Raw genomic sequence first — 26341 nt, forward strand, 5'->3', positions numbered from 1 at the left:
CAGACGTCTAGTCTGCCCCTCCTCCTTCCTCCTGCCAGCTTCGGTCGTCCGAGTGAGTTACCCGGTTTCGGCCTCTGCTCTTCGAAGCGTACAAAGCCTGATCCGCCCTCACGACCAGCGTTTCATCCGTGTCCTCTTCCGTTACGGTCGCTGCGCCTACGCTGACCGTAATCCCGTACTCGCCCCAATCCGCCTGCTCGACCGTCAGTCGGCATCTCTCCGCGATGAGAGTTGCATTGTCCCGGTCAACGCCCGGCAAGATGATGGCGAACTCCTCGCCCCCGTAACGGGCTACGATATCGATTTCCCTGGACTCGGCTTGCAAGGTTTTGGCTAATTTGATCAAGATCTCGTCTCCCACGGGATGACCGTAGGTATCGTTGATTCGTTTGAAATAATCGATATCGAGCAGCAGCAAAGAGAACGGAATATGTAATCGATGGAACGTAGATAAGCTGCCGGCCAGACTTTCCTGAAAGAATCTTCGATTTCTGGCCCCCGTTAATCCGTCCGTGGATGCTTGCGACTCGAGTCTTCTGTTCAGCTCGATCAGTTCCTCTTGTTTCTTCCCGAGCTCCGCGTGCAAGGTTTTTAACGTCTCGAGCGCTTCATCTTTCGCTATATTCAGTACCTCCAGCTTATTCCGCGCGCTTAGCATGTCTCTCTCGTATTCGATCCGCTTGCGCATCTCGATTAAGACGCAATCGATGTACGACTCCCCGTCGCGTTCTTTGCGAGCTCCGTTTAATAGCACCGGCACTTCTAGATCGTTCTTGTTCTTAAGCGTGAGATAGATCTCGTTGACGAAACCGTGAAGTTGAATGTACGGATAAAAATAGGTATGAAAAAAGATTTTGTTAGCGACGGTCATAATCGTTTCGATATGCCGGTTAACCAATTCGATACGTTCATATTGAAGTAAATCAAGCAGCGTTTGGTTCACGTCGGTAATGATTCCGGTATTCGACAACGTAACGAATCCGCATGGAGCGTAATTCAACTGGTCATTCATAAGGCCGCAGCCCTTTCCTTCTAATTAACGAATCATGAAGTCAAATATTCCGTAATCAACTGTACCGTTTCTTCCGGATGGCTTAGGTGCGGATAGTGGCCCTTCGCCCGCATCAGCTTTAACGTGCTGTTCTTAAGATGCGCGTGCAGATAATCGCCGACTTCTTTCGGAGCGATGCTATCTTCCGAACATTGCAGAATAAGAGACGGAACGGTAACCTTCTCCAGCTGTTCGCGACAGTCCGAGAAGAACGTGACTTCCGCGAATTGACGCGCGATAGCGGGATCTCTCGAACAGAAGGTTCGTTCGAGTTCCACCGCCAATTCCCCCCGCTCCGGATTATTCATGACGATCGGCGCCAAGTAACTCGCCCAGCCCGTGAAATTCATCTCCATCATCGTAAGCAGCTCTAAAATATCGTTTCGATCGAATCCCCCCAAGTAATCGGGTAGATCGTTAAGATAACGAGGCGACGGCCCGAGCATGATCAATTGCCCGAAGTAATCGGAATTACGGATCGATGCCAACGTTCCGATCATGCCGCTCACCGAGTGTCCTACGAATACCGCATCGCGAAGATCCAAGGATTCCGCAATCTCCAGCACGTCCTGCGCATATCCGTTCAAGTGTCCGTATCTTCCCGGATCGTAATCATTCAAGTTTGATTTTCCCGAGCCTACGTAATCGAACAAGATCACCTTGTAATCCTCCTCGAAAGCCGGAGCGACGTGCCGCCACATCTCTTGATCGCATCCGAAGCCGTGCGCGAATACCATCGGCCGCTCTCCCTTGCCCACTATCGTAACGTTGTTCCGGGATAAAATGCTCTTATTAATATCCTTCACCTCTCGTTGTCCAGCACCCTGCCAACATACTACTAATCTATAACATAATCCCCAACGTATCTACAGTAAAAGTCGAATTCTGCACGAAAACGTCAGATTCTTCCTCTTACGCGCTCCAAATAACAAAGCCGAGAATATCCAGAGCTAACTCCGGAAATTCACGGCTTCCGATTAAATCTTCTCCATATGCTTCTTTAGCAAATCCCGGCCTCTCTTAAGCCGCGATTTCACCGTGTTCATCTTCACATGGTTGATCTCCACGATCTCCTCCATGGACATGTCGAGCACGTAACGCTGATAAACCATGAGCCGGTATGCCTTGGGCAGCTTGCTGATAGCCGCCAGCAAACTCTCGGACGCTTCCTTCAAGATCAGCGCATCCTCGGGACGCATCGCATCCGCCGCTTGATCCTCCCAGCCCTCGTGCTTCATCATCGGATGAGCAAGCGTGAGCTTCGTTTTCCTCTTCCGCAGAATGTCGAAGCATATATTTTTCGTCGTGGTGAAGATGAGGGAAGATACCGATCCCCCCGGATCTAGACGCTCGAAGTTCACGTACAGCCTGAGAAAAGTTTCTTGCACGGCCTCTTCGCTATCCATTTTGCTGCGCAAAATTTTCCAGGCGAAACTGAATATTTTATCTTTGTAATGCTCGAATAATTGCTCATAGGAGACAACAGGGATCCCTCTGTTCACGGAATGCTGCATATCCATAGGTCTACACCTCTATTCTGCGAACCTCGATTTCCCCTATTATATCAAATGTGAGCATGTCTGCTAAAGAATTCACAGAAAATTTCGCAAAAACTACACGTTTAGCGAGCTCCCGGTATGAATTTCTTAATCCAGCTTCCGAAACCGGCCGGATTACGGGTTTGAATGAGTACGATTCCTTCTCCTCGGAATCGACATACAAGCGCTTCGCCGCTCGTAATACTCGAGAACCAGCCTTTGGAAGCCTTCTCGATGGAATAGTGGACGTAATCCGGCCAAGCGACCAAATGTCCGTTATCTATAATTCGCTCTTCGCCCGGTTCGAGGTTGATCGCATGTATCGAACCGTAGGAGGATAGGAACACGGTACCCGTTCCGCTGATCTCGATAATAAAGAACCCTTCGCCGGACAACAGCCCGCGGCTCAGATTTTGCATCTTCGTATTGACCTTAATTCCGCTCGATCCTGCGAGGAACCCGTCTTTCTGCACGAATAGACGATAAGACCCGTCGAGTTCAACGGATTGAATATCTCCCATGGATGCCGGTGCTAGCAAGACTTCTCCTCCGCCTCTGTTCGCGGACAACTCTTGGAAGAAGAACGTCTCTCCGCTCAGCATTCTTCCTAACCCTGCCATGATGCCTCCATCGGCGGTACCTTTAACGTCGATATTAGGCGACATCGATACCATCGCGCCCGATTCGGCTTTAACGCTTTCTCCGGCGGTCAGGTGAATCTTGAGCATCGCGAATGCTCCTTGGTACATTACCTCGTGTTTCATCGTTAGTCCTCCGGTCGTTGGAATGCTGAAAATTATTTATCTCGAGATGAGCCCGTCTTGCCTTAGAAACGACGTCCATCCTTATTTCGATCTCTTAGAAAGCTATCCGGGTCGATTAATTCGGTTAGTCTTCCGGCAGCATCCTTGTAAATTCGCGTAATCTCTTGCACCTTATCGAACTCTACGTTTCCCGGACCCAAGTTTTCATAGAACATTTTCTGCAACAACGCCTGATAATGCCGAAGCCGATCCTCGACTCCATGCAGCTCTATGGCGAGTATTTCCTCGAACGTATGGTTCCTGATCCAGTCGTCCATTGAATCCGCCGGTTTATCTATCTCATCGTCCAAGTCCTCGAATCTACCGCCGCGAACCCGTTCCGCACCCTCGTTACCGGACACGTCGACCGAGCTCCTTAATTGGGATAACATAATCCGCTCTTTCGCCAGCATGACCTGGAACGGCTTGTGAGCCAGCAGATCCGCTACGACGAGACGGCACATATCAGGATTCCCTAGCAAACTCGCATCGAAAGGATGAAGAATCCACTGATTCTGTCTCATAAACAAATTAAACTCGAACCATTCGCCCCCGTAATTAAAGCGAATATTAATCGTGGTGGGATCCAAGATTTCAAAAGTAAAATCCAAGCAGACTGCTCCTCCCGATTTGCGATGTGACCTACTGGTATAGTACCAAATCGGGGGGCATTTGAAAATCTTTTACCGTTCCGCTCCTTCGGCAAGCTCCATGATCGATTCCGTTTTCTCGCTGCTCGCAACGATGATAAGAACAAGGATGCCGATTCCGATGACCCAGTTCATGACCATATCGATCTTCCTCTCTATCAAACCGGATTTACAAAGATATTCATAGTCTATCCGGCAGATAGGAGATTTATGACAACCGATCTGGCATTGCTTCCCTGTTCGCTGTTTTTTCGACTATGGCCAGTTAAACAAGAAGCCGCCATCCCTGCTAGAGGCTGGCGGCGCATGTTTCACGCGAAATATGGATTAATCCAATAAGCTTGACACCGACGGCTGTTGAATCGCGGCCGGAGCTGCTGGGCTTGTCCCTGACGGTAAGCCCAGACGCTGTCCCATTTGCTTATTGATCTCGTTCAAGCGCGTCGTTTGTTCCGTCGCGGAAGCGATAATCGTACGGTTCGATTCCTCGCAACGGTTAAGCGCGGATGTCAGATCGTTCATCGCTTGGGTAATTTGCTCCATGGACATGGAAGACTTCGTCATCGCTTCCGTCGTCTTCTGGGTCGTCTCGTTCAGCAGACGAGCATTTTCCGCGAATTGCTTGCCCAGCATGTCATTGGTCGCGTTAACCGCATCGATAACCTTCAATTGGTCGTCCAACGCCGTCGCGATCATCGCGGAAACGGTAATCAGATGCTGCGTCTTGTCGATCGTAGCGTCTACCGAATCGATCAGCTTGTCGTTATTGTCGTTAATAATATCCGAACCGGCGATCGCTTGCTGGTAGAGCATGATCATCTCGGTCAAAGCTTGAATCCGGGTTACGACTTTACGCAGTCCCCGCTCCAACTGAGCTTTTCTCGTTTCGTTCTCCGGCTTCGCGATTTCCAGCTCGAACAGCGACTTCAACTGATTGCCTAACTCGATCCGCTGCTGCACGTTATACATTTCTTGAAGGCACATTTGCTTCAGGTTGCGCATGTGCACGATGTTTTCTTCCAAGTTGTCTTTGCCGTTGCGCAGCGCAGAGATGATCGCCTGCACGTTGGTCTTGACCGACTGATATTTCATAATGTAGTTCTTCATCGGCGTCTTGCGCAGAATCTTCTGCATCAGAGACAGATCCTTGCTGCGGTTCAGGTCGTCGACTTCGTTGCGCAGCTTCAAGATATTGCCGGCGATTTCCGAACGTTTGCCGCCTAACAGGTCGTTCAGAGGACGTTCCAGCAAGGTCAGATTAGCCCCGGCTTTCTCCATCGTCTTCTGACCCATTCTTCCGATTTCGTCCATCAGGGAATCCAATTGCATCGGATCGGTCGAAGATATGCGTTGAATCGTAGCTTGCGCTTCCTGTTGAACTCTTGCCGCGTCTGAATCCTTAAGCAGAATAGCTTGCGTACTCATGCGTAAATCCTCCCCTAGTGTTTAGTTGCCTGCGCCGTAGCGCTGGTGAATGAGCTCGGCCTTGTTCTTCAATTCCATAAGATCCTTCTGTTCGATAAAGCTCGTGTATGTCGTAATTTGATTGTCGATGTCCTTAAGGCTATTCAATAAAATCCGGCGGTTCTGTCGCTTGGCTTCACCGCTCAGATTAAGGAATGGCGTAATCGTTCCGTTCAAATCTCTCAACACGAGCCGCTGAATCTTATGATTGATATCCCCGTTGTTGAACTCGACCAGTTGAGGAATAATACGGTTTAACCTGACAAGCAACGACAACGTACGTTGAACGATTTCATTATCGAGGTTGTTCTTCTCCCCCTCGATCAACACCATATCCTCGATCGTCCCGATATATTCCATTACGGAATCCCACTCCGGCCCCAGATTAGAAGCACGGTGAGCATGTCCTCTATCCGGATGCGACGAAGAAGGCTGAGATGAAGACGACTGCGATGAAGCTTCGGCAATCCGATGACCCGCCGAATTCGGTTGATCGACCCGCTGATTGCTAGTCGCGGCTTCAACCGCTGCCGCCGCTATGGCGGCGTCTCTCTCCGCGGAACGCTTGGCCGCCTTAAGTTCGGCCTGTCGAATGACCGACCCGAGCATCGTTCCAAGAACCGGGAAAATCAAAGCAACCGCGACGGGAAGAAAAATATCCGACACTAGACCCGCTACATAACCGACGATTACGGAGGCTAGCCCCCATTTCGAACGAAGCAAATTACACGTACCTCCTGTCATGCGATCAAATTGGCTTGTTTCACTTTTGAATATTCCCTTTAAGTTTAGGGTTTTCAATCGCGTACGTCAATTTAATCTCGGAAGTTAGCTTCTATCCTTCATAACGATGGGAAGTTCCAAATAACTCGCTCGGATTCCCCACACGGGTTTCGGACGCTCGAACGGTTGTCCGAGAATCGTCTTCACCGCGAGATAAGGCATGTTCACCCCGGTCAGGCATGTAATGAATAGTCCTCCTGACATTCTCGGATTAATCTCCAGCAGCTTGGGAACGCCCTTGTTATATTTTACCTGAATATTAAATACGTAAGGAATTTTGCATTGTTCCGCGATTCGTTCCGCAATCTCGTTCAGCTCGGGAACTTCGTCCAGCACGTAAATTCTTCCCGTGGACTTTCTTCTCGGGACCGCCACGATCAGCTTGCCATTCGAATCCGATAGGCAGTCGATGCTGAATTCGTCTTCTTCCAACAATTCCATAACCATCAGCTTCGGAAACTTTTCTACCGCGGACAATGTGTTATAAGCCTGATCGAACGGAATAGATAAACTAACCCATCCATAGAGGTTATCAAGAGCGTTCATATGATTGTCGATGATGCGAAAGCCAAGGCCCCCCTCGGAATTCGTCGGCTTGAAGCATACCCGATGTCCGTTCCGGACGAGAGCCTCATAGGCATCCTTGAACTGCTGAGCGGTCTCCACGACATCATATTCCGGAATCGGAACGACGCCCGTTCCTTCCAACGTCTCATAAAATTTATCCTTATCCAGCATGCTCTCCAGCAACGGAATATCGCGGCAGACCATAACCTTCGTTCCGATCGCGTCGAACCTCTCGGCTTCCTTAGCGATTTCGAGCATTTTGAGACGCGGGATAAAAATATCGATTTCATGGCGACGGCAAAAATCTACGGCGTAATCGACGTATTCGGTGCCGTGCAGAACAGGTTCCTGCTCGGAGTAATCGCATGCCTGCAAGCTCAGATGATTCGTGTCCGGATGCGTGCCGTAAAATTTGAATTGCCCGCCGTCCGGATTGTCGCGGATCATGTTCATGTAGTGGTAGGAAACGGAAAACCAGCGGTTTAAGTAAATGTTCGTCATAACGCCTTCCTTACCTCCATTCGATTCGTCAGCCTAGCCAGTATCTCGTCGGAAGCCCGTATCCCGGAGTTTTCCGTAAAGCCGATATGCTTATGAACGCCGTATTTCCGATAGAGCTCGCCATGGTTCGGAGCCATGGCTTCATCGGCTAACTCTAGCATGCTTTCATCGAGCAAGCTATCCCCTGCCGCGAACACGAACGACGAGCCGGACAACTCCTTCACGTATCGAACCGCCGAGCCTTTGCTGACATGATCCGGAACGAGATAGATTTTACGGCCTTGGAGCGAACTACTCCACCCCAAATCTCGCAATCGCGATTCAAGCTCTTCCATTAATTCCGCGGGGAGAAGATCGCGCCTTACGATCACGGAATAGAACAAGTCATCGCAATAGCGATCCTTCAATACCCAATCCTCGGAAACCAATCGGTCGAATATTGCTTTGACCTCTAGATGAGGAGCGCATTTGGCAAGTACCGCTTGACGTACCCGATGCTCCCAGTCCGCATCCGGCTTCCCGTCGACAAGCACTTTGCCTCCGTTGCTAACGATGGCATATCGCGATGGGATCGAATAAGCTTCGGTCAACCCGAATATTCGGTTGTATTGCTCGTAAATTCTGGTCGTTGTCGGTACGAATAGAATGTTCTGGCTGAGACGCTGAAGATAAAGATTGGCGGTGCGGGTCATGAACGAACGATAGTCGCCGTCATAGGTTTCTACGGGAACGAGTTCATCCTCCTCGATAGGCCCCATAGAATTGCGGGAATAGATAAGCGTTTGGTCCAAATCGCAGGCAAAAATCATTCCGATTCTCCCTTCGCCAAAGGCTTGATGATCCCGCAGCACGAATAAGTTAAATCCGGGTACGCCTCGACCGGCACGCCGCGTTCTCTCGCTAGGTGAAGAATCGGAGCCAGATTCGGGTTGTTCGGATCGTTAACGAGTATTTTCCAAGGTACCCTTCGCAAGAGCACGCGAGTCGTTTCCCCTACGCCTGGCTTGATCAGATTGATATCGGCAATGCCGTAATCCTTCTGAATTCTACGAATGTCCTGCTCTCCTTGCCAAGTGACGGGATCTCCTTCCGCAGCTAGAAGACGGTTGGCATGAGCCCGCGCCGCTTCCTTTACCTCATCGAAATAGGGAATGATCGCCTCGATGTACGCATTCGATAAATCGTCTTTCTCCCATTCCCGATAATACTTCGCGCCATGATAATCGTCAGGCCCGATCAAGTCGTCCCGCAAGACGGTCCGGCTGATCAATCCCGACACGGTCGCGTTCAGGCAAGCGCTCGGAATCAGAAAATCTTCGCGCGTTCCGTAAGTCGCCGAGCAGCTACCTGGATCCGCGAGCACGGCCAGGTCATCGTTCAATTTCATGCCGAGTTTGTCTTGAAAGGTGGCGCAAGCTTGGATGAGCACTTTGCGAATCGCGCCTTTGCCCGTCCAACCGTCTATGAATTGAATTTCCGCTTGCGGATGGGTACGCAAAATATATTTTAGGGCGTTCTCGTCGATTCCTTTGCCTCTTATGATCGAAATGCTATAGTGGGCAAGATCAACGCCGAAATACGCTTTAATATATCGTTTAATCAACACGCCGATCGGCGTTCCCGCTCTGGCTAACGATACGAGGACGATTGCCGTCCCCCTCTTGGCCACGATCTGCTCGGCCACGCTGGCCACCGCTTCCGCGACTCTCTTCGCCGTCGCTTCAAGCGATTCATGAAAGAGCCGGATATATGCCTCCGAGGGGCGATATTCCGTCGGGAGCATCTCCGAATAGTGAGTGCCCGACTGAATGGCTTCTTCCCGGTCTTCCGTACCGCGTTCCAAAGCTAAGCTGCTCAAATCTTTTAAGAGGAAGATGGCGTCATCGGGCTTGTAACTGCCCATCGAAGAAGGCGAGGCTAGATGTCCTGCGAATATCGGTTGCGAGGTACTCATTTACATGCCCTCCTCGGATTGCGACTTGCTGAAGAAAACAAGGTTGACGATGGGAATGCCGATTCGGGCGAGCGCCTGTTCGAATGATTTCCCCTTCTCCTCGTCATACTCCCGTTCGACGAAAACAAATGCTTCATCGTATTGTCCGGGCGATAAATTGTACATATAATTCGCGACCGACGCATCATCCACGGATTCATACTTATAAGCGGAGGAAACCGCGTATTGCTCCCTCTGCATCGGATGAATCGGACTCCTCGTCGTTGATTGATAATAGACCTCGTTGCCCATGAGATCGGCAATCCGCATCGGAATATACATAAACTCGCCGGTACCCATGCAAATAACTCTCTTACCCGTTCTCTGCGCCACCAATTGTTTCGAGGCCTGCTCGATTTCCCGATCGAGTAACTCTCCTTGCGCAGCGGTCATACCGAACCGGCCCGTGTTCGATAGATAAGAAACGTCTTTATTGTCCGCAACAGGGGGACGATCAAGATGCATAAAATATCGGGAAACATCCAACTTACGTATCGTAACTTCCGTATCTTGAACCACCGAAGCCGGCAATCGGGCTTGCTCGTCCAGTGGACTTCCTTCAATCGTTATCGATCCTTCGATAAGAGACAAGCAGCGGATTCGAATGCCGAGCTCCTGCTCCAGCTTCGCGAACCGATTCCTGTCCGCCTCGGATCGCCAATCCAACAAACTGGCTACGACATAGTCTTCGTGACCGAATTGTTCGAATAACTCCTTAATAATATTCAAGGAAGTATTGCCCGTCGTAATCTCGTCGTCGACAAGTACGATTCGATCCGCCTTACGGAACAGTTCCGGATCTAAGGCATAACACCGGTGCGACATGGCATGGGAATGCTCTTCTTCGAAATTGATTAGCGAGGACAAGTGCTCGATCTGCTCCCTCGTCGTCGTAAGGAAGGATACGTTTCCCTTAAAAGCATCGAACATGCTATGACCAAGAGCGGTCGCCGTCTCCGCGAAGCCGATGAACAAAGTAGGTTCGTCGACGTTGATTTTATTATCCATTAATCGCTCGTACAAAGCATCTGCTTTCTCGGAATCTTGGAATGCCTCTTGCAATAGTTGCACGGAAACCGCGGCAGACTCCCGCCCGAGAATCATAGACTCGTACAAGCATCCCAATACCGCTCCCGAAGCGAGCGAAAGAGAGGGCTGAACCGGCAAATGTTTGCCAAGCAACTTACTGACGAATAAGAATCCGCGTTTCTTATTGATTCTAGCCGCCATCCGAAACAGATGATCGAGCTCCAGGCCATAAGGATTCGAAGTGACCGTCACTCCGACTTGCAGCTCGTCCAATATTTTATACAAGCGCTCCGGTTCTTTGCGTGTCTGCGAGTAAGCATGTGAAGTTGTGTTTTTCATGTAGCACCCCGAAAATCTTTGATCGATTCATAATCCGGTTAGACCAGTTAAGATGAGGCTTGATTTCGTTCATTTTGTTCTCGTACTGACTTTTCATGACCCCGCGGTCGCCTTGGCTGTTCGAGATAATACTCACGGCATCGATGTATTCTTCGTGGGTCACGACGTAGAGCGACTGAACCGGCAACAGATGGGTCGGGTGGATAATCGTCTTGCCGATAATGCCGTTTTCCTTATCATACGCGACTTCGCGGATCAATCCATCAACATATCGATCGATATAGGACATTCGCAATCGCAAGCCGTCTTCGCCCATCATTTCCTCGAAGGGAGTTTCCCTTAATTGAGGCTTCAGAACCCGACCGCTCTTGAAATATTCCCAAACCGGGCCCGAGATCACGAAGCTATTGCCTTCTCTTCCGAAAATATTGATGATGTCCGAAATGCAGTCGCGGATCACGCCGATATCGTAGATCGTCATATCCGGATTTCGACGTAAGCCGAATATGCTGGAAAAATCGGTCGCCCCGATTCGGACGTTAAGCACGTAAGGCTTGTATTTCGTCAATAGAGATTGTATGTCCAGCAACGAGTTCAGGCGGCTTTCTCTGAAAATAACGTCGGTCGTTTCCAAGATCGGCATCCCGTATAACATTGGAGCATCCGGAGACTTCCCCTATTGTACTGTTCCAATATCCGAAAATAAACTTCGCCCGAAGCTGCCGTGAACTTAGGAAACGCAAAGCCCGTAATGAGCGGCAATTGCTCCTCCAATGCATGAAGCAATCTCGCGAATTGTTCGGCCGAGCGCACTCGAACGAAGATGAGCGGCAGCTCTCGAAGCAGCAGCACGCCTCTATCTATGAAGGATTCCAGCTTAACCATCGTCTGGCTCAAGCTGATCTCCGCTTGATGAACTTCGTTGTCGCCCACGGCGTCTTCCAGATCGATTACCATGGATACGAGCCCTTTGATTTTCTTATTGACGATGTCCTCCGCAATGGTCGGCCTGATCGCCGGCATATACAGCGCCGCTCCGACCGCGTAGGAGAGCATCTCCTTATCATCACGATTGCTGAACTCCATTGGAACGTAGTGAAAAATATCGTTTTCCTGTTCTGGGCTCAGATAGTCAAAATATCGCATCGACTCACCCTCCTTAATGCTTCTTGCACGAGATTACGGACTTTCCGGTTCTAGAAAATAATCCCAGAAATAGTTCTAAAAAATATCCCCCATTCGTTCATGAGGGATATTCCTGTTCCTACGATTATTCATTGCGGACGGGATAATATTTACTTGGCCGAACTTGCCGCTTCTTGTTTCTTCCTTCTGTAAATGCTTAGAAGCACCGCGCCGCCCAATATGGCAATGAGACTGGAGAAGAACAACGCTTTCGGAACATGAACGCCGAACGCGAAAGCGATCATCTTCAATCCAATAACGATAATCAGAATAAATGCCGCTTTCTCAAGCTCAGGGAACTTCTCGATTAATTTGAGGAAGATTTGCGCTACGCCCCTCATCATTAATACTCCGAGCATACCCCCCAAGAGCAATACCCACACTTCTTGGCTGATACCGAAAGCCGCGATAACGCTATCGATACTAAAAGCAATATCTACCATCTCTACGGCAAGTACAGTGCGCCAGAAGCCGTAACCTTTGTTGCTGCCTTCCTCTTCTTCATCTTCCGCTTTCGGCTTCCGTCTAATGTAAGGAATAAGCGGAACGCCGCCGACTCTAGCCATAGCGAATTGTAAGTCGAACAGGTTGCTGCACGCGATCCAGAGCAAGTAAAGTCCGCCGAGTATGGAAACCCACGTTATTTTTACAAGATATATCCCTATGCCGATCGCAATGAACCGGAATACGTAAGCTCCCAGAAGACCGTAGAACAATGCCTTTTTCTGTTGTTCTTTCGGGAGATGTTTAACCATTACGGCTAATACCAACGCATTGTCGGCGGAGAGCAAGCCTTCAATAATGATCAGCGTACCGATAACGCCCCATGTTTCCGGTTGCGACAAGAGCTCGCTCATATGGTTCCAGTCAAAGAAACTGGCAAAACTATCATAAATACTACTAAAAAAATCCACGATGAAAGCTCCCCCTGCCAAGTTTTGCTAGATTAAATGCTTGAAGCGCCTTACTTCCTGCCCTTCGCCCAACGTAAACCCCAATTATAGGCTACGTCCAGCTTTTGCTGATCATCAAAAAATTGAACCAATCTCTCAATGCTAAACGTTTGATTGTTCACGTTCTTGATCATCGCAATCGCGCATAGGCCCTTGCTGTTGTTGTACTCGTCCATCCTCACTTCGATGTCCGGCCCGCCGGATTGCTTAATGGTGACGACCCCATCCGCTTGCGACCAATTCGCTACCCCTTCATAAATAAAGGCGAAGATGACGATTCTTTCTATCTCGGCCACCTTCGAGCCGTTTATTCGCAGGTTCTCGCCCCCGGCCAATGCCCCGGTTCGATCATCGCCGTCAAGCGAGACGTACGGCGGACGGTTCAAGTCACCGAAAGCGTTGCCCAGCGCTTGAACGCCGCCTTTCGTACCGTCCTTCAGTTCGTACAAACAGCCTAAATCCAGGTCGATACCGGTTGCGGCTTTGAATAATCCGCCTCCGGTTTTCTTGCGATTCCAGTTCAAGTTAACCAGAATCTCCCCCAGTGAACCGGCGTTCTTCTGAAGGTTAATGACCTCGCCCTTCTTGCGAAGCTCGATCTTATCCAGTCGAATCGAAGACGGCGGAGGCGTAGGTGGCGTAGGTGGCGTCACTGTTGCTGGCGGCGGTGTAGGCGGCGGGGCTTGTACCACCGGAGGCTTGGATGCCGCTTGCGCCGATGGGGACGGCGCGGCATCTTCGGAGACGTCTACGCCGAAGCTTCTGCATAGGGCGCTCAGACCGCCAGAGTACCCCGAACCGATCGCGTTAAACTTCCAGTCGTTGTTATATCTATATAATTCCCCCACGACAATCGCCGTTTCGACAGGAAAGTTTTTTCCGAGTTCATATCGAAACAATTCATTTCCGGATGTTTCGTCGACAACCCGGATATAAGCATCGTTCACGAGAGAGAAATTTTGCCTGCGAGTGTCGCCCTCGTAGATCGTTAAAGTGAAGGGAACCCGCTCGACCTCCTTCGGAATACTTCCCAGTTGGATATTCACTTGCTCTTTGTCTGCCTGATTCCCATAAGTTTTTCGGCCTTCTCCAACGATTTGAACCGAGCCGTTCGCTCCGGACGGATTGGAATAAAAGATCAAATCCTGATCCGATCTTACTTTTCCATTTGCTTGAAGTACGAAAACAGAGAAATCCAAGTCGACTCCTGATGTAGAATTCCAACCCATCCCGACAATAATTCGGCTTAAAGACGGGTTATTTTTGGTTATATCCGTTTTCTGACCTTTGATGATGGATAAAGACATCGGTTCAAATCCTCCATTTGGGTTTTACTTACTTGGCATCAAGACCGTAGTTGGCGGCCAGCGCCGCTAATCCGCCCGAGAAACCCGAGCCGACCGCTTGAAATTTCCAATCCGGTCCGTGACGGTAAAGCTCGCAGACGACGACGGCCGTCTCCACCGAGAAGTCCTCGCCAAGGTCGTACCGAAGAATTTCGGTGCCGGTTTGCTCGTCCACTAAACGCACGAACGCGTTGGACACTTGTCCGAAATTTTGGCTGCGCTGATTCGCGTCGTGAATCGTAACCGTAATTCCTATGCGATGCACCGTTTGAGGAATTTTACCGAAGTCGAGCTTGATTTGCTCGTCGTCCCCGTCTCCCAGACCGTCGCGGTTATCGCCGGTGTGCACGACTGCACCGGAATATACGGATAAGTTATTATAAAATACGAAATCCTCGATCCCGCTTGCTTTTCCGCTCTGGTTAAGCAGGAAAGCCGATGCGTCCAAATCGAACGCTTCTCCGCCCGTATATTTGTTAGTGTCCCATCCAAGTCCGATAACCGCGCGCTGCAGACCTGGATTCGTTTTCGTCAAATCGATTCTTTGGCCTTTGGATAAGCTGATCGTCATGATGTAAACCCTCCTATACTTGTACTCCGAAATCGCGGCAAAGACCCGCTAATCCGTCCCGATAGCCGCTTCCTACGGCGCTGAATTTCCATTCTCCGTTATGGCGATACAATTCCGCTACGACGACCGCAGTCTCGATCGAGAAATCTTCTCCCAGATCGTACCGAATAAGCTCTTCGTTCGTTCCGTCCTTGAGAATACGGACGAATGCGTTAGCTACTTGTCCGAAATTCTGATTGCGCGACGCGGCATCGTGGATCGTGATGCAGAAAGCTACCTTCTCGATATTGGCGGGAACTTGATTCAGATCGATCGTCAGGGACTCGTCGTCTCCCGCGCCTTCGCCGGTTTGATTATCGCCGGATAGCTGGATCGCTCCGTTCGTATTGCTCTTGTTATTATAGTAAATAAAATCGCTATCCGAGTTCACTTTACCGGAACCATTCAAGCAAAAGGCGGTCGCATCTAGGTCGAAGGAACTTCCGCCGTCGTATTTGTTCGTATCCCAGCCTAGACCGACTTTCACTTTAACGAGACCCGGATTGGTTTTGGTTAAATCGACTTTCTGACCTTTGGACAAATTTACAGCCATGGGACGTTCCTCCTCTAATTAAAAAAGGACCGCAATCCGAATGAAAAGCGGTCCTCCACGCTCAGCGTTTTACAAATTACATCAAACCGTAATCTTTGCACAATCCGGCAAGACCTTCTTTGTAGCCGCTGCCGACAGCGTTGAATTTCCATTCGCCGCTATGGCGATACAATTCGCCTACGACGACAGCCGTTTCAACGGAGAAATCTTCTCCCAAGTCGTAACGGATCAATTCCGCTCCCGTGTCTTCGTTAACGATACGAACGAAAGCGTTCGTCACTTGACCGAAGTTTTGCGATCTTTCCGCAGCTTCGTGGATCGTAATGCAGAATGCGATTTTTTCCGTTTCCGGAGGCACGGTCGCAAGATTTACTTTAACTTGCTCATCGTCTCCATCGCCTTCGCCCGTCAAGTTATCGCCGGTATGAATGACGGAACCGCTTGGGTTCTGGGTGTTGTTGTAGAATACGAAATCTTTTTCGGAAGCCGCTTTGCCGGCAGAATTCAGGCAGAAGATGGAAGCGTCTAAGTCGAACGCTTTTCCTCCATCATACTTGTTCGTATCCCAACCTAGTCCGACTAGAACTTTAGTAAGGCCCGGGTTTGTTTTCGTTAAATCGATTTTCTGACCTTTAGATAAGCTGATTGACATGTTAACTACCTCTTCTCATGATTTTTTTATCGTCATTCGACGAATTATTATTGGTAACTGCGAGCCAATATATCAATGTGCGGCGCATCCGTGCCTTCGCCGATCGCGTTAAACTTCCATTCGCCGCCATGACGGTAAATTTCTCCGACGACGAGCGCCGTTTTACCGGAATAGTTGTCCGTTAAGTTAAAGCGAACGAGCTCTTGTTCATTCGATTGATTCAGCACGCGAATGTACGCGGAGGAGATCATTCCGAAATCCTGCTTGCGATTAACGCAATCGTAAATGTTAACGACCATAAGGATCTTGTGGATATTCGCGGGAAGGCGAACCAGATCGATATGAATTTGCTCGTCGTCTCCGTCGCCTTCTCCCGTGCGATTATCGCCCGAGTGAACGACCGAGCCGTCCGGACTCTTCAAGTTGTGGAAGCAAACAAGGTTTTTCCCTTGAAGCTTGCCGTTCTCGTCCAGCAGGAGGGCGGAAGCATCGCAGTCAATATCCACTTTCTTGGAGCCGAAGAAACTCTTCTTCTCCACTGGATTCCATCCGAGACCAACGATTAGCTTGCTAAGTCCGGCATTGCCCTTCGTTAAATCGATTTTCTGTCCTTTTACTAGAGAAATCGTCATTTCAATGGGGTCTCCCTTCAATAATTCGATCGTGTTGCTTCTTCGTAATGGATTCTATGAATCTATCATCCACCGACTAACATAATTTACGACAATCCGACAAAAAGGTTTCAAGAAAGCGGACAACTAAATTATAAACCAATTCCACCTAGCCTATCAATAATTGGGAATCGCAATCGAACTGTAACCTTCTTGTCGATCGTTGCGTCAGTACACTTGTCGAATTCGCGCCACAAAACCTCTAGGAGAGTGCAAAATCATGAAAAGAACGTTCGTTCTTATTATAACCGTCGTACTAAGTTTGGCCTTGAGCGCATGCTCGAGTAACGATAACCAAGCCGCGATCGAATCCAAGGTTCCTCCCAAAGCAATGGCCGATCAAATGCTGCAGCAAATCGAACAACCGAAATTGATGGAGTTGGAATCCGGTCTCGTGGAACAGCTATATCGCTTGGACCCGGCATTGCTCGAGGCCTACTCGATCAGAACGCCGCTTATGAACGTGAAGACGAATGAAATCGCAATTATTAAAGTCAAGAATGCCAAAGACGTTGCCAAAGTCGAAATGGCGATCAAACAGCGCGCGGCGGACGTGCAAAAACATTTCGAAACTTATCTCCCGGACCAGTACGAAATCGCTCAAAATTACAAGCTGGTAACCAAAGGAAACTACGTATTCTTCGTTATTTCCGATAAAGCGGACGATTTCGTCAAAGCCTTCGAAAGCTTCTTCGGGTCCAAGTAAGCGAACATGGTATTCAGCAACCTGCTGTTCCTATTCTTATTCTTGCCCGCCGTCCTGCTGCTGTATTACGTATCGCCGTGGAGAATCAAGAATCTCGTCCTATTCTTAACTAGCCTCGTCTTCTACGCATGGGGCGAACCGGTGTACATCGTTATTATGCTCATATCCACCGTAACGGATTACGTTTTCGGGTTGCTTCTTAGCAACCCGAAACGGAGCGCGATTCAACGCAAAGCGATCGTCGTGTTCTCCATTGCGATTAACCTTGCGTTGTTGTCTTATTTCAAATACGCGGATTTTCTCATTAACAACGTGAACGATCTGTTCGGCTCAAGTATTCCGTTAACGGAGCTTGCTCTCCCGATCGGAATCTCTTTCTACACATTTCAATCCATGTCCTACATCGTAGATATCTATAGAGGAACGGCTAAAGCCCAGCGCAATTGGATCGACTTCGCTACGTTCGTCGCCTTGTTCCCGCAATTGGTCGCGGGGCCTATCGTTCATTACAAGACGGTGTCCGAACAACTGCGCAAGCGTTCCGTCAACATCGAGATATTCGCCGAAGGCGTTCGACGGTTCATCATCGGATTGGCAAAGAAGGTATTACTGGCGAACAATATCGGTTTGCTGTGGAATTCCATCTCGAGTACGGATACCGGTTCTTTGGCCGTATTAACGGCTTGGCTAGGCATTATCGCGTTCGCGTTTCAGATTTATTTCGATTTCAGCGGTTATTCGGACATGGCGATCGGCCTGGGAATGATGTTCGGTTTCCGATTTAACGAGAACTTTAACAAGCCCTATACCGCGCAGAGTATTACGGACTTCTGGCGGAGATGGCATATTTCGCTCAGCAGTTGGTTCCGGGATTACGTCTACATCCCGCTAGGAGGTAACCGGCGAGGTCTAGGCGTTCAACTGCGGAACATCCTCATCGTCTGGCTGCTTACCGGCATCTGGCACGGGGCGAGCTGGAATTTCCTATTGTGGGGCTTATACTTCGGCGTCATTCTGATTCTCGAGAAATGGTGGGTGCTGAAGCGACTCGACCGCATGCCTCGTTGGGTCAGACATGCCTACGCGATCGTGTTGATCCTTATCGGATGGGTGCTGTTCGCTTTCGAAGAGCTTCCTAAAGTAGGAAGCTATCTGCAAGCGATGATCGGGCTGTCAGGTCGGCCGCTTTGGGACGATGTCACGATATATTTCGCTTACACGAACGCGATCTTGATCATCGTGCTCATCGTTGCTTCGTTGCCTAGGAAATCCGCTTCAGAACCGGGAGGCAGAAATCCGATGCTGAATCTCGCGTGGTGCGGAGTCTTGTTTTTCCTATCCGTCGCTTACTTGGTCGATGCGACCTTTAATCCGTTCTTATATTTCCGTTTTTAAGGGGTTTAACGATGATGATGAACAATAATCGGAGGACTGACCGCTTACTCGTCGGGGGATTCGTCTCCGTGCTGTTTCTGATGTCCGCCGCCTTTCTTCTGCACCCTACCGTTAAGTTCTCGGAGCTCGAGAATCGATACTTGCAGAATGCTCCCCGTTTTACTTGGGACAACCTGGTATCCAAGGCATTCGCGGAAGACGCCGAGAAGTACGTAACGGATCATTTTCCTTATCGCGACGATTGGGTGTGGGTGAAGTCCTCGTTGGAACAGCTGCGCCTGCAGCAGGAGAACAACGGGATTTATAAAGGCGAAGACGGATACTTGTTCGAAAAATTCGCTAAGCCGGACTATGCGGAGCTTCAAAAATATGCCGAAGCCGTAAAACGATTCGCCGCAAGCCATCCTGAAGTCGACATGACGTTCATGCTCGCTCCAACATCTATCGGCATGTATCCGGAACGATTGCCGTGGAAAGCTCCGTTCTACTCCGAAGCTAAGGTAAATCATTGGATTGCCGACCGTATCGGGCAAGACGTCACGTTCATGGACGGCTTCGATTTTCTTCGTCCGCATGCTTCGGAAGATCTCTATTACCGGACGGATCACCATTGGACAACGCTCGGCGCTTATTATGCCTATGCAGCTTACGCTGAGCAGATGGGGTGGCAGCCGCTGAGCAAAGATCAGTTCAGGATCGAAACCGTGAGCGAATCGTTCTTGGGAAGTTATCATACCCGTAGTCAATTTAGCGGATTAAAGCCGGATTCGATCCAAGCTTATATCCCGAAGAAACCTGTAAGCACGGAAATTTACATCGCCGATACGGACACGACGGTGACGGGTTTATACGATGATAGCTTCCTAGGGAAGAAAGACCAGTATTCGTATTTCCTCGGCGGGGTACATGCCCTTACCACGATCAAGACAAGTCTCGACCCGCAAACCGCCGACCAAGGGAAACTGCTCGTTTTGAAAGACTCTTACGCTCACAGCTTTATTCCGTTCCTTACTCAACACGTATCGCAAATCGATATGATAGACATTCGTTATTACAACGGCAATATCGGCGATTATATGAAAGAGAACGGAATTACGGACGTATTGATGATGTTCAATACTGCCACCTTCGTCGAGAACGGCGAAATTCTAAAAATCGACGATTAATGAATCGGGTTCCTACTGCAACATTTCGGAGACAAGCTCCGTCTGAAAATAAGTAATACGATAACGCATAGACACCAAGGAGATTTTACGCCATGAAAAAAAGCGCCATGACATTCCTTCTAGTTACCGCACTACTCGGGAGCTTGCTAACGGCTTGCTCCGGCAATTCAGCCAACAATAACAACAACGTACCTACTTCGACTAGCGAAGCAACCCATAGCGGCGAATCAAGTCCTGGCTCTAGTCCGGAAGCAAGTCCAAGCGAATCCGCGAGTCCTAGCTCGGAAGCGAGCGGAAGCCCTGAACCAAGCGAAAGCGCGGAAGCCGGCAAATCTCCGGAGCCAACTAAGACACCTGAAGCCAGCAAGGCGCCTGAAGCTACTAAAAAGCCAGAACCCACCAAGAAACCTGAACCGAGCAAGAAACCCGAACCGAGCAAAAAACCGGAACCGAGCAAAGATCCGGCACCGGCAACGAAGGATCTCTTGGACGGAATGCTGAAGCAGGTCGAACAACCGTCCCTGATGGATATCGATGCAGACCAACTAAAAGAATTGTACGGCATAGATACGAAGATTCTCGCGGAATTCTCAGCCAAGATGCCTATGATGAACGTCAAAACAAACGAAATCGCCATCTTCAAAGTAAAGAACGCCAAAGATATCGCCGCCGTTAAAAAGGGGATCAAGAAACGCGCGGAGGCTGTCCAAAAAAGCTTTGAGCAATACCTGCCGGACCAGTACGAAAACGCCAAAAACTATAAAGTCGCCACGAAAGGCAATTACGTATTGTTCGTGATCTCCGAAAGCGCCGACGATCTGGAGAAAGCTTTCCAAGCCGCCTTCGATAAGAAATGAGCTATTTTCATAGCTGACCATTAAAAAAGCGGGATCCGATTATGCTCGGATCCCGCTTGCTTTTTCCGCTATAGTACGCGACGCGCCGTCACGTAATTTTTCGTCCAATAGCTCGAATTCATGTTCGATACGGTCACGCCTTGACTGCTGCTAGCATGAAGGATTTTACCGTCGCCCGCGTAGATCGCCACGTGACTGATTCCGTTACCGCCCGTTCTGAAGAACACCAGATCTCCAACGCTCAGATAAGCCTTGTCGACCTTCTCGCCGGTATAGGCTTGAGATATCGAAGTGCGAGGCAACTCGATTCCGAATTGATCGAACACATACTGAACGTACGAGGAGCAATCGAAAGCATATGTAACGCCCGCTTCGGCTCCGTATTGATAAGGCGTTCCGAGATGTTCTTTGCCGTACGCGACCAAATCCAACGACTGTTGCGTAGCCGCGCTTGCTTTCGGCGAAGCGGCGATCATGGAGCCGAACAAACCGGTAACGACCAAGCTGCAAGCGAGCAATAATTTTATCGTAAGTTTCTTATTCATGAGTGCGTATCCTCCTGCTTCTCTGGATGCATGCGATCCATCGTTGTCGGAGATTAATATATCACACTCGGAATCGCCGATAATTTTCCAAGGAGAACGCAAACGTTGACTCCATCGTGCATTTTCGGCTTTCTTAGAATTAAGTTAGAAAACGTTAATTTTGTTACATCCGAGCCGCAAAGGGGTACTTATCCGCTTAACCCGCGCCTAATCAGGTTAGCTGACACGGGGATTCCGCCAATTTCTCGAGCCCATACGGATAGCTGTCCGACATGGTGGATTTCGTGCGCGATGACGTGTCTCAGTACTTCTCCCCAGGTTAGTCGGAACTCCGATCCGTCTCTTAAGCGTTCCATGTGAATCCGGTTTTCCAAGCTTCCGTCCCACGACTCGATGAACGGACGAACCTCTTTCCTGAACGATTCGTCCAGCTGTCGTATCCTCTCCAAGCTGCTATATTCCTCGAAGCTTTCTTGAAAATCGGGAAGCCCTTGAATTTCCCGAATCCAGCTCCATTCTACGTCGACAATATGAAATAACGTATGCAAAATGCCTCCGACTCCGCCCGTGCGAACCTTCAGCAGTTCTTCCTCCGTGATGTTCTTGCACCATTCGTACCACTCTTCCCGAACCTGCCAATTATATTCGAACATCATTTTCAACCCGATTCCCCCTGAATAAAGAGATACCTGCTTACCTTCATTGTATAATCATCGGCTTCTTATTCAAACAAGGATTTTGCGGGCTTTCGAGCTTTGGATCGTCGAATGGTTGGTCGGCTGGCCGGTTGCCGGTTGGCCGCTATACCTTTAGCTCAGTATGATTGATCATCGAGGTTTCGATTTGAATCGTCGTATGTTGAATCTTAAACCGTTCCTCGACGAGGCGAATAGCCTGCTGCAAAATATGCTGATTATCCGTATCATCTTCAACAAGAAGATGGCAGCTCAGCGAATCCAAACCCGAAGTAATCGTCCAGATGTGGAGATCGTGTACGTCTATGACGCCCTTGATTTCGGTTAACGTCGATTTCACTTCCTCCTGGTTCACCGTAATCGGCGTTCCCTCCATGAGGATATGCACCGTATGCTTGATGACCCCCCAAGCGCTCTTTAGGATCAGCAAAGACACCAGCACGCTAATAATCGGATCGGCCACATACCAATTGAATGCAAGCATGATAATGCCGGCCAATACCGCTCCGACGGAACCGAGCGCATCCCCGATGACGTGAAGATAAGCGCTTCTTAGATTTACGTTGTTCTTGACGTCGCCTTGTTTCATTAACGCGAACGCGCTCGCTAGATTCGCGATAAGCCCGACCGACGCGATTAAGATCATCGATAGGCTCGACACCTCCGGAGGAGCGTTAAACCGCTGAACGGCTTCCCACATGATAAATCCCGCAATGACGAATAGCGTAACTCCGTTGAATAGAGCGGCTAAAATTTCGAACCGGTAAAATCCGTAAGTTTTGCTTGGCGAAGCCGGCTTCGTCGCGAACCAAATGGCGACCAAGCTCAACGCCAACGAACTGGCATCGCTAAGCATGTGACCGGAATCGGATAATAAAGCCAAGCTGTTCGTAATAAGTCCGCCGAAGAACTCAAGCAACATGATACCTGCCGTTATGATAAGGGCGATCGTCAACCCCCGTTTGTTCCCCTCGCGGCCGGCATCATGGTGATGATGGCCTCCTAGCCCATGATGATGATGATGGCTATGGTCGTGCCCAGCGTGGGAATGGGCGTGTCTGCCGCGAGAATGCTCGTGCGAATGGTTGTGATCGTGATCGGCGTGACCGTGCTTTTGGCTGTGATCGTGATCGGCGTGATCGTGTTCGTGGTCATGATCGGTGTGATCGTGACTGGCATGATCATGATCGGCGTGATCGTGGCTGGCGTGATCGTGGCTGGCGTGATCGTGGTCGGTGTGATCGTGGCTGGCGTGATCGTGGCTGGCGTGATCGTGGTCGATGTGATCATTATCGTGTCTGCTGCTGTCAGCTTTGTCGCTCGAGTATCCGGGTTTTCGATTGTTATTCATGTGATCAACCTCGCTTATCTCATACATATGAATACATGCTCATATATTATATTGTTATATTTTCACTCCGTTGTCAATAACATTCCCATAATATGTTGTGGGCATTTGGAGGTGATCTGTCATGGAGACACGACTATACGAACCAATCCTCGTTTATACGACGGTAAATCCCTGTAGCGATCTATCAGCTAAGTATGAAGGCACGTTATTTAGTCACGAAGTGGAAAATGTACACTTAGATTCACATAAACTGTGCTTTATCCAAATCTAAATGTAAAATATACAACTAGTAGGCGGTTAATCGAGCTTTTTCCGAGCTATCGTTCAAACTAGTTGCATGATTTACACTTACTTATTTTTCCGGTAAAACTCATCTCAATCTAAATGCCTTTTTTACACTTAGTGTCGGTGTTGAAAGGAAGTTGATGGGTAAGGAGGCGGCCGGGATTGCATAAAAAAGAAGCGGCCCCATAAATCCTTATGGGACAGCTTCATCAAGTTACCGTTTGGTGTATTGAGCCTAATCATGCCGATTATGATTGCCGCGCTTCCTCGTAAGCCCTTAACCCGAGCGCGATCGAACCGCATAAACCTGCATTGTCCCCTAGAGTCGGCGGAACGATGTACTCGTCGATGCCTCCGATTTCCAGCGCGGGAGTAGCCACATAGCCCTTCAAGTTGGCTCTGACTTGCTCCCGGATAAGCGGGAACAATTGCAACTGATGCATGACGCCTCCGCCTAGAATGATTTTCTTAGGCGATAGCAGCAGTATTGCGCTCACGAGAGCTTGTCCGATATAGAAAGCCTCCATCTCCCAAGCCGGATGATCGGCCGGAAGCTCGCTTCCTTTAACCTTCCATCTCGCCTCGAGCGCCGGTCCCGCCGCCATCCCTTCCAAGCAATCTCCGTGATAAGGGCATTTACCCTCATAGGTATCGTCAGGGTGACGACGAGTTAACACATGACCACCCTCGGGATGCACTAGTCCATGAACCATGCGGCCTTCCGCGAATACGCCCACGCCAACTCCCGTTCCGATCGTGTAATACAAGCAGCTATCAAGCCCTTTGGCCGCTCCCCAAGTCGCTTCGCCTAATGCCGCCGCATTAACGTCCGTATCCCATCCAATCGGAATATCGAACGATTTCTTAAGTTCGGATAACACGGGATAGTTCACCCAGCCCGGCTTCGGAGTCGTCGTGACGTGACCGTACTGCGGACTGCTCCGATCGATATTGATCGGACCGAACGAGCCGATTCCAAGCGCTTCGACTTGCTTATCCCGATAATATTCAATGACTCGCGCCAGCGTCTTCTCCGGATTTTCCGTCGGGAAGCTGACTCGATCCAACACTTCGCCTTTTTCGTTCCCTAACCCGCAAACAAACTTTGTTCCGCCCGCTTCGACAGCTCCGATTAACAACTTGTTTTCCTCCTGATCTTTAACGAAATCCGAAATTCAAAACCTACTGGGTTACCCGATAGAAGCCTTCCAATTGCGTCGCGATTTCCGCTTTCGCATTCTCTACGACGACTTGACGTTGAGGCTTATCGAACAGCTCCTGAATCCGTTCAGGGAACGTCTGCTCGATTCCGATCAAGCGAATCGCTTCATCGAACTTGGCCGGATGCGCCGTCGCAAGGGAAACGAACGCGCCGTCCCCTTTGTTGCCGGCTCCTTTGTAAGCCGCAATACCGCAAGCGGAGTGAGGATCAAGCAAATAATCGAATTCGTTCTTATAAGATTGAATCGTCTCGAGGCACTCTTCGTTGCTCACGCTATAGGCCGTCATATCCTGCTGGATACGAGAAATTTCCTCCGACGTAAAGATAAGTTGCCCCTCCGCCTTGAACCGTTCCATGCGCTCCGACACCGCGATAGCATCTTCCCCGCAGAAATAATACAAGTATCGCTCGAAGTTGCTTGCGATCTGAATGTCCATGGACGGGCTGTGCGTGCTGCGGAAACCTTCCGGCTTGTACACGCCCTCGTTAATAAACCGCTCGAGAATGTTGTTCTCGTTCGTCGCCAAGACGAGCTGCTTGATCGGCACTCCCATCTTTTTCGCCAAATAGCCGGAGAAAATGTTCCCGAAGTTACCCGTAGGAATGCTGAAGTTAACGCCGTCCGCTCTAAGTTTCTCCGGTAATTGCAGGTATGCGTAGAAGTAGTAAACGGATTGCGCCAATATGCGCACGAAGTTAATGGAATTAATCGCCCGAAGGTGATATTTCGTCTTGAACGGAATGTCCGCGAACAATTCCTTAATAATCTGCTGGCAATCGTCAAAGTTCCCGTTAACCGATAAGTTCAATACGTTATCGTCTTGAACGGTCGTCATCTGGAGCTCTTGCACGCGGCTGACTTTGCCGTTCGGATGAAGAATGCAGATTTGGATGCCTTCCTTGCCGCGAACGCTGCTGATCGCCGAAGCGCCGGTATCTCCCGATGTCGCGCCTAGGATGTTGATGACTTTATTTTGCTTCTTCGCGACGTAAGCGTACAAGTTACCCATGAATTGAAGGGCAACGTCTTTGAACGCGAATGTCGGCCCATGGAACAGTTCGAGCACGTGCAACGAATCGTTTAACGTCGTTAACGGCAGAACGTCCGGGCTCGTGAAACCGGCGTAACTATCTTGAATGAGCTTCCGCAGATCCTGCTCCGGAATCTCGTCGTTCGTGAATAGGGAGAACACTTCTAGCATAAGGTCTTGGTACGATAGCTTGGACCATGCTTTCAGTTGATCCGCCGTTACGTTCGGAATCGTCTCGGGTACGATCAATCCGCCGTCTTCGCCAAGCCCCATCAGGAACATATCGATAAAGCCGATAGGCGCAACTTTCCCTCTCGTGCTTATATACTTCATCGTAGATTTCTCTCCTCGTTATAAAATGTTCTTCATCCATTGTGGACGAAAGCGAGCATAATTTCAA

At 49.6% G+C, this 26341-nt stretch carries 27 protein-coding genes and 1 pseudogene; 5 read left to right on the forward strand and 23 right to left on the reverse strand.

The genetic code is table 11. The annotated features are described in order from the left end of the window. Positions 1 to 7: 7 nt before the first annotated feature. The 18 genes and pseudogenes from HH215_RS17700 to HH215_RS17785 all read right to left on the reverse strand — a co-directional run bounded on the left by HH215_RS17700 (position 8) and on the right by HH215_RS17785 (position 16649). Positions 8 to 1012 carry a sensor domain-containing diguanylate cyclase gene (locus tag HH215_RS17700; RefSeq protein WP_169281120.1) on the reverse strand — a complete coding sequence of 335 codons (1005 nt, stop codon included), beginning with the start codon at positions 1010 to 1012 and terminating at the stop codon, positions 8 to 10. Positions 1013 to 1044: 32 nt separating this feature from the next. Further along, on the reverse strand, positions 1045 to 1848 hold the full coding sequence (locus tag HH215_RS17705; RefSeq protein WP_169284447.1) for an alpha/beta fold hydrolase: 804 nt from the start codon (positions 1846 to 1848) through the stop codon (positions 1045 to 1047). A gap of 180 nt (positions 1849 to 2028) precedes the next feature. Beyond that, entirely contained in the window at positions 2029 to 2571 is a 543-nt protein-coding gene (locus tag HH215_RS17710) for an RNA polymerase sigma factor (RefSeq protein ID WP_169281121.1), read from the reverse strand. A 101-nt stretch (positions 2572 to 2672) separates the two neighbouring features. Then, positions 2673 to 3353, reverse strand: coding sequence for a TIGR00266 family protein (locus tag HH215_RS17715; RefSeq protein WP_169281122.1), 681 nt, complete (start codon positions 3351 to 3353; stop codon positions 2673 to 2675). 62 nt (positions 3354 to 3415) lie between these two features. After that, complete coding sequence (locus HH215_RS17720; RefSeq protein ID WP_169281123.1) at positions 3416 to 4003, reverse strand: hypothetical protein; 588 nt, start codon at positions 4001 to 4003, stop codon at positions 3416 to 3418. 366 nt (positions 4004 to 4369) lie between these two features. After that, complete coding sequence (locus tag HH215_RS17725; RefSeq protein ID WP_169281124.1) at positions 4370 to 5467, reverse strand: toxic anion resistance protein; 1098 nt, start codon at positions 5465 to 5467, stop codon at positions 4370 to 4372. A 21-nt stretch (positions 5468 to 5488) separates the two neighbouring features. Then, a complete protein-coding gene (locus tag HH215_RS17730; protein ID WP_169281125.1) occupies positions 5489 to 6229 on the reverse strand; it encodes a DUF456 domain-containing protein in 741 nt (246 codons plus the stop codon). A gap of 105 nt (positions 6230 to 6334) precedes the next feature. Beyond that, a complete protein-coding gene (locus HH215_RS17735) occupies positions 6335 to 7357 on the reverse strand; it encodes an ATP-grasp domain-containing protein (protein WP_169281126.1) in 1023 nt (340 codons plus the stop codon). After that, the gene (locus HH215_RS17740; protein ID WP_169281127.1) at positions 7354 to 8166 is read right to left on the reverse strand and encodes an HAD hydrolase family protein; all 813 of its coding nucleotides are present in this window, start codon (positions 8164 to 8166) and stop codon (positions 7354 to 7356) included. Before HH215_RS17740 ends, HH215_RS17735 begins: the two co-directional genes overlap by 4 nt. Continuing rightward, entirely contained in the window at positions 8163 to 9311 is a 1149-nt protein-coding gene (locus HH215_RS17745) for a cysteine protease StiP family protein (protein WP_169281128.1), read from the reverse strand. Before HH215_RS17745 ends, HH215_RS17740 begins: the two co-directional genes overlap by 4 nt. Next, positions 9312 to 10718 carry a phosphoribosyltransferase family protein gene (locus HH215_RS17750; RefSeq protein WP_169281129.1) on the reverse strand — a complete coding sequence of 469 codons (1407 nt, stop codon included), beginning with the start codon at positions 10716 to 10718 and terminating at the stop codon, positions 9312 to 9314. Continuing rightward, a pseudogene (locus HH215_RS17755) lies at positions 10657 to 11864 on the reverse strand (HpcH/HpaI aldolase/citrate lyase family protein). The gene HH215_RS17750 and the pseudogene HH215_RS17755 overlap by 62 nt, the downstream one beginning before the upstream one ends. 149 nt (positions 11865 to 12013) lie before the next feature. Further along, positions 12014 to 12760: a DUF475 domain-containing protein gene (locus tag HH215_RS17760; RefSeq protein ID WP_169284448.1), complete on the reverse strand. Its 747-nt coding sequence runs from the start codon at positions 12758 to 12760 to the stop codon at positions 12014 to 12016. 107 nt (positions 12761 to 12867) lie between these two features. Continuing rightward, positions 12868 to 14163 carry a TerD family protein gene (locus HH215_RS17765; RefSeq protein ID WP_169281130.1) on the reverse strand — a complete coding sequence of 432 codons (1296 nt, stop codon included), beginning with the start codon at positions 14161 to 14163 and terminating at the stop codon, positions 12868 to 12870. Positions 14164 to 14191: 28 nt separating this feature from the next. Beyond that, positions 14192 to 14773, reverse strand: a complete 582-nt coding sequence (locus tag HH215_RS17770; RefSeq protein WP_169281131.1) for a TerD family protein — start codon at positions 14771 to 14773, stop codon at positions 14192 to 14194. Positions 14774 to 14786: 13 nt separating this feature from the next. Then, a complete protein-coding gene (locus HH215_RS17775) occupies positions 14787 to 15365 on the reverse strand; it encodes a TerD family protein (RefSeq protein WP_169281132.1) in 579 nt (192 codons plus the stop codon). Positions 15366 to 15441: 76 nt separating this feature from the next. Further along, positions 15442 to 16017, reverse strand: coding sequence for a TerD family protein (locus HH215_RS17780; protein WP_169281133.1), 576 nt, complete (start codon positions 16015 to 16017; stop codon positions 15442 to 15444). Between the two features lie 47 nt (positions 16018 to 16064). Further along, positions 16065 to 16649, reverse strand: coding sequence for a TerD family protein (locus HH215_RS17785; RefSeq protein ID WP_169281134.1), 585 nt, complete (start codon positions 16647 to 16649; stop codon positions 16065 to 16067). A 259-nt stretch (positions 16650 to 16908) separates the two neighbouring features. Between HH215_RS17785 and HH215_RS17790 the strand changes: the two genes are divergently transcribed. From HH215_RS17790 to HH215_RS36430, 4 genes are all read left to right on the forward strand, one after another. After that, positions 16909 to 17394 (forward strand): DUF4358 domain-containing protein, encoded by a 486-nt coding sequence (locus HH215_RS17790; protein ID WP_254450522.1) that lies wholly within the window; start codon positions 16909 to 16911, stop codon positions 17392 to 17394. A 6-nt stretch (positions 17395 to 17400) separates the two neighbouring features. Further along, the gene (locus HH215_RS17795; RefSeq protein ID WP_169281135.1) at positions 17401 to 18789 is read left to right on the forward strand and encodes an MBOAT family O-acyltransferase; all 1389 of its coding nucleotides are present in this window, start codon (positions 17401 to 17403) and stop codon (positions 18787 to 18789) included. Positions 18790 to 18800: 11 nt separating this feature from the next. Continuing rightward, on the forward strand, positions 18801 to 19955 hold the full coding sequence (locus HH215_RS17800; protein ID WP_254450523.1) for a DHHW family protein: 1155 nt from the start codon (positions 18801 to 18803) through the stop codon (positions 19953 to 19955). Positions 19956 to 20047: 92 nt separating this feature from the next. Next, complete coding sequence (locus tag HH215_RS36430; protein ID WP_254450524.1) at positions 20048 to 20812, forward strand: DUF4358 domain-containing protein; 765 nt, start codon at positions 20048 to 20050, stop codon at positions 20810 to 20812. A 68-nt stretch (positions 20813 to 20880) separates the two neighbouring features. On the opposite strand, the gene HH215_RS17810 is transcribed toward HH215_RS36430, so the two are convergent. The 3 genes from HH215_RS17810 to HH215_RS17820 form a co-directional block, all read right to left on the reverse strand. Next, positions 20881 to 21357 (reverse strand): C40 family peptidase, encoded by a 477-nt coding sequence (locus HH215_RS17810; RefSeq protein WP_169281136.1) that lies wholly within the window; start codon positions 21355 to 21357, stop codon positions 20881 to 20883. Positions 21358 to 21545: 188 nt separating this feature from the next. Further along, positions 21546 to 22019, reverse strand: a complete 474-nt coding sequence (locus HH215_RS17815) for a DinB family protein (RefSeq protein WP_169281137.1) — start codon at positions 22017 to 22019, stop codon at positions 21546 to 21548. Positions 22020 to 22158: 139 nt separating this feature from the next. Continuing rightward, positions 22159 to 23007, reverse strand: a complete 849-nt coding sequence (locus HH215_RS17820) for a cation diffusion facilitator family transporter (RefSeq protein ID WP_217362301.1) — start codon at positions 23005 to 23007, stop codon at positions 22159 to 22161. Between the two features lie 54 nt (positions 23008 to 23061). Between HH215_RS17820 and HH215_RS36085 the strand changes: the two genes are divergently transcribed. Further along, positions 23062 to 23580, forward strand: a complete 519-nt coding sequence (locus tag HH215_RS36085; protein WP_217362302.1) for a hypothetical protein — start codon at positions 23062 to 23064, stop codon at positions 23578 to 23580. A gap of 356 nt (positions 23581 to 23936) precedes the next feature. Here the strand turns inward: HH215_RS36085 and HH215_RS17825 are convergent, their stop codons facing one another. Both HH215_RS17825 and thrC read right to left on the reverse strand, forming a co-directional pair. Further along, on the reverse strand, positions 23937 to 24827 hold the full coding sequence (locus HH215_RS17825; protein ID WP_169281138.1) for an ROK family protein: 891 nt from the start codon (positions 24825 to 24827) through the stop codon (positions 23937 to 23939). 43 nt (positions 24828 to 24870) lie between these two features. Continuing rightward, complete coding sequence (gene thrC, locus HH215_RS17830) at positions 24871 to 26274, reverse strand: threonine synthase (RefSeq protein ID WP_169281139.1); 1404 nt, start codon at positions 26272 to 26274, stop codon at positions 24871 to 24873. Positions 26275 to 26341 lie beyond the last annotated feature (67 nt).

This window comes from Cohnella herbarum, from assembly GCF_012849095.1.
Lineage (GTDB): Bacteria > Bacillota > Bacilli > Paenibacillales > Paenibacillaceae > Cohnella > Cohnella herbarum.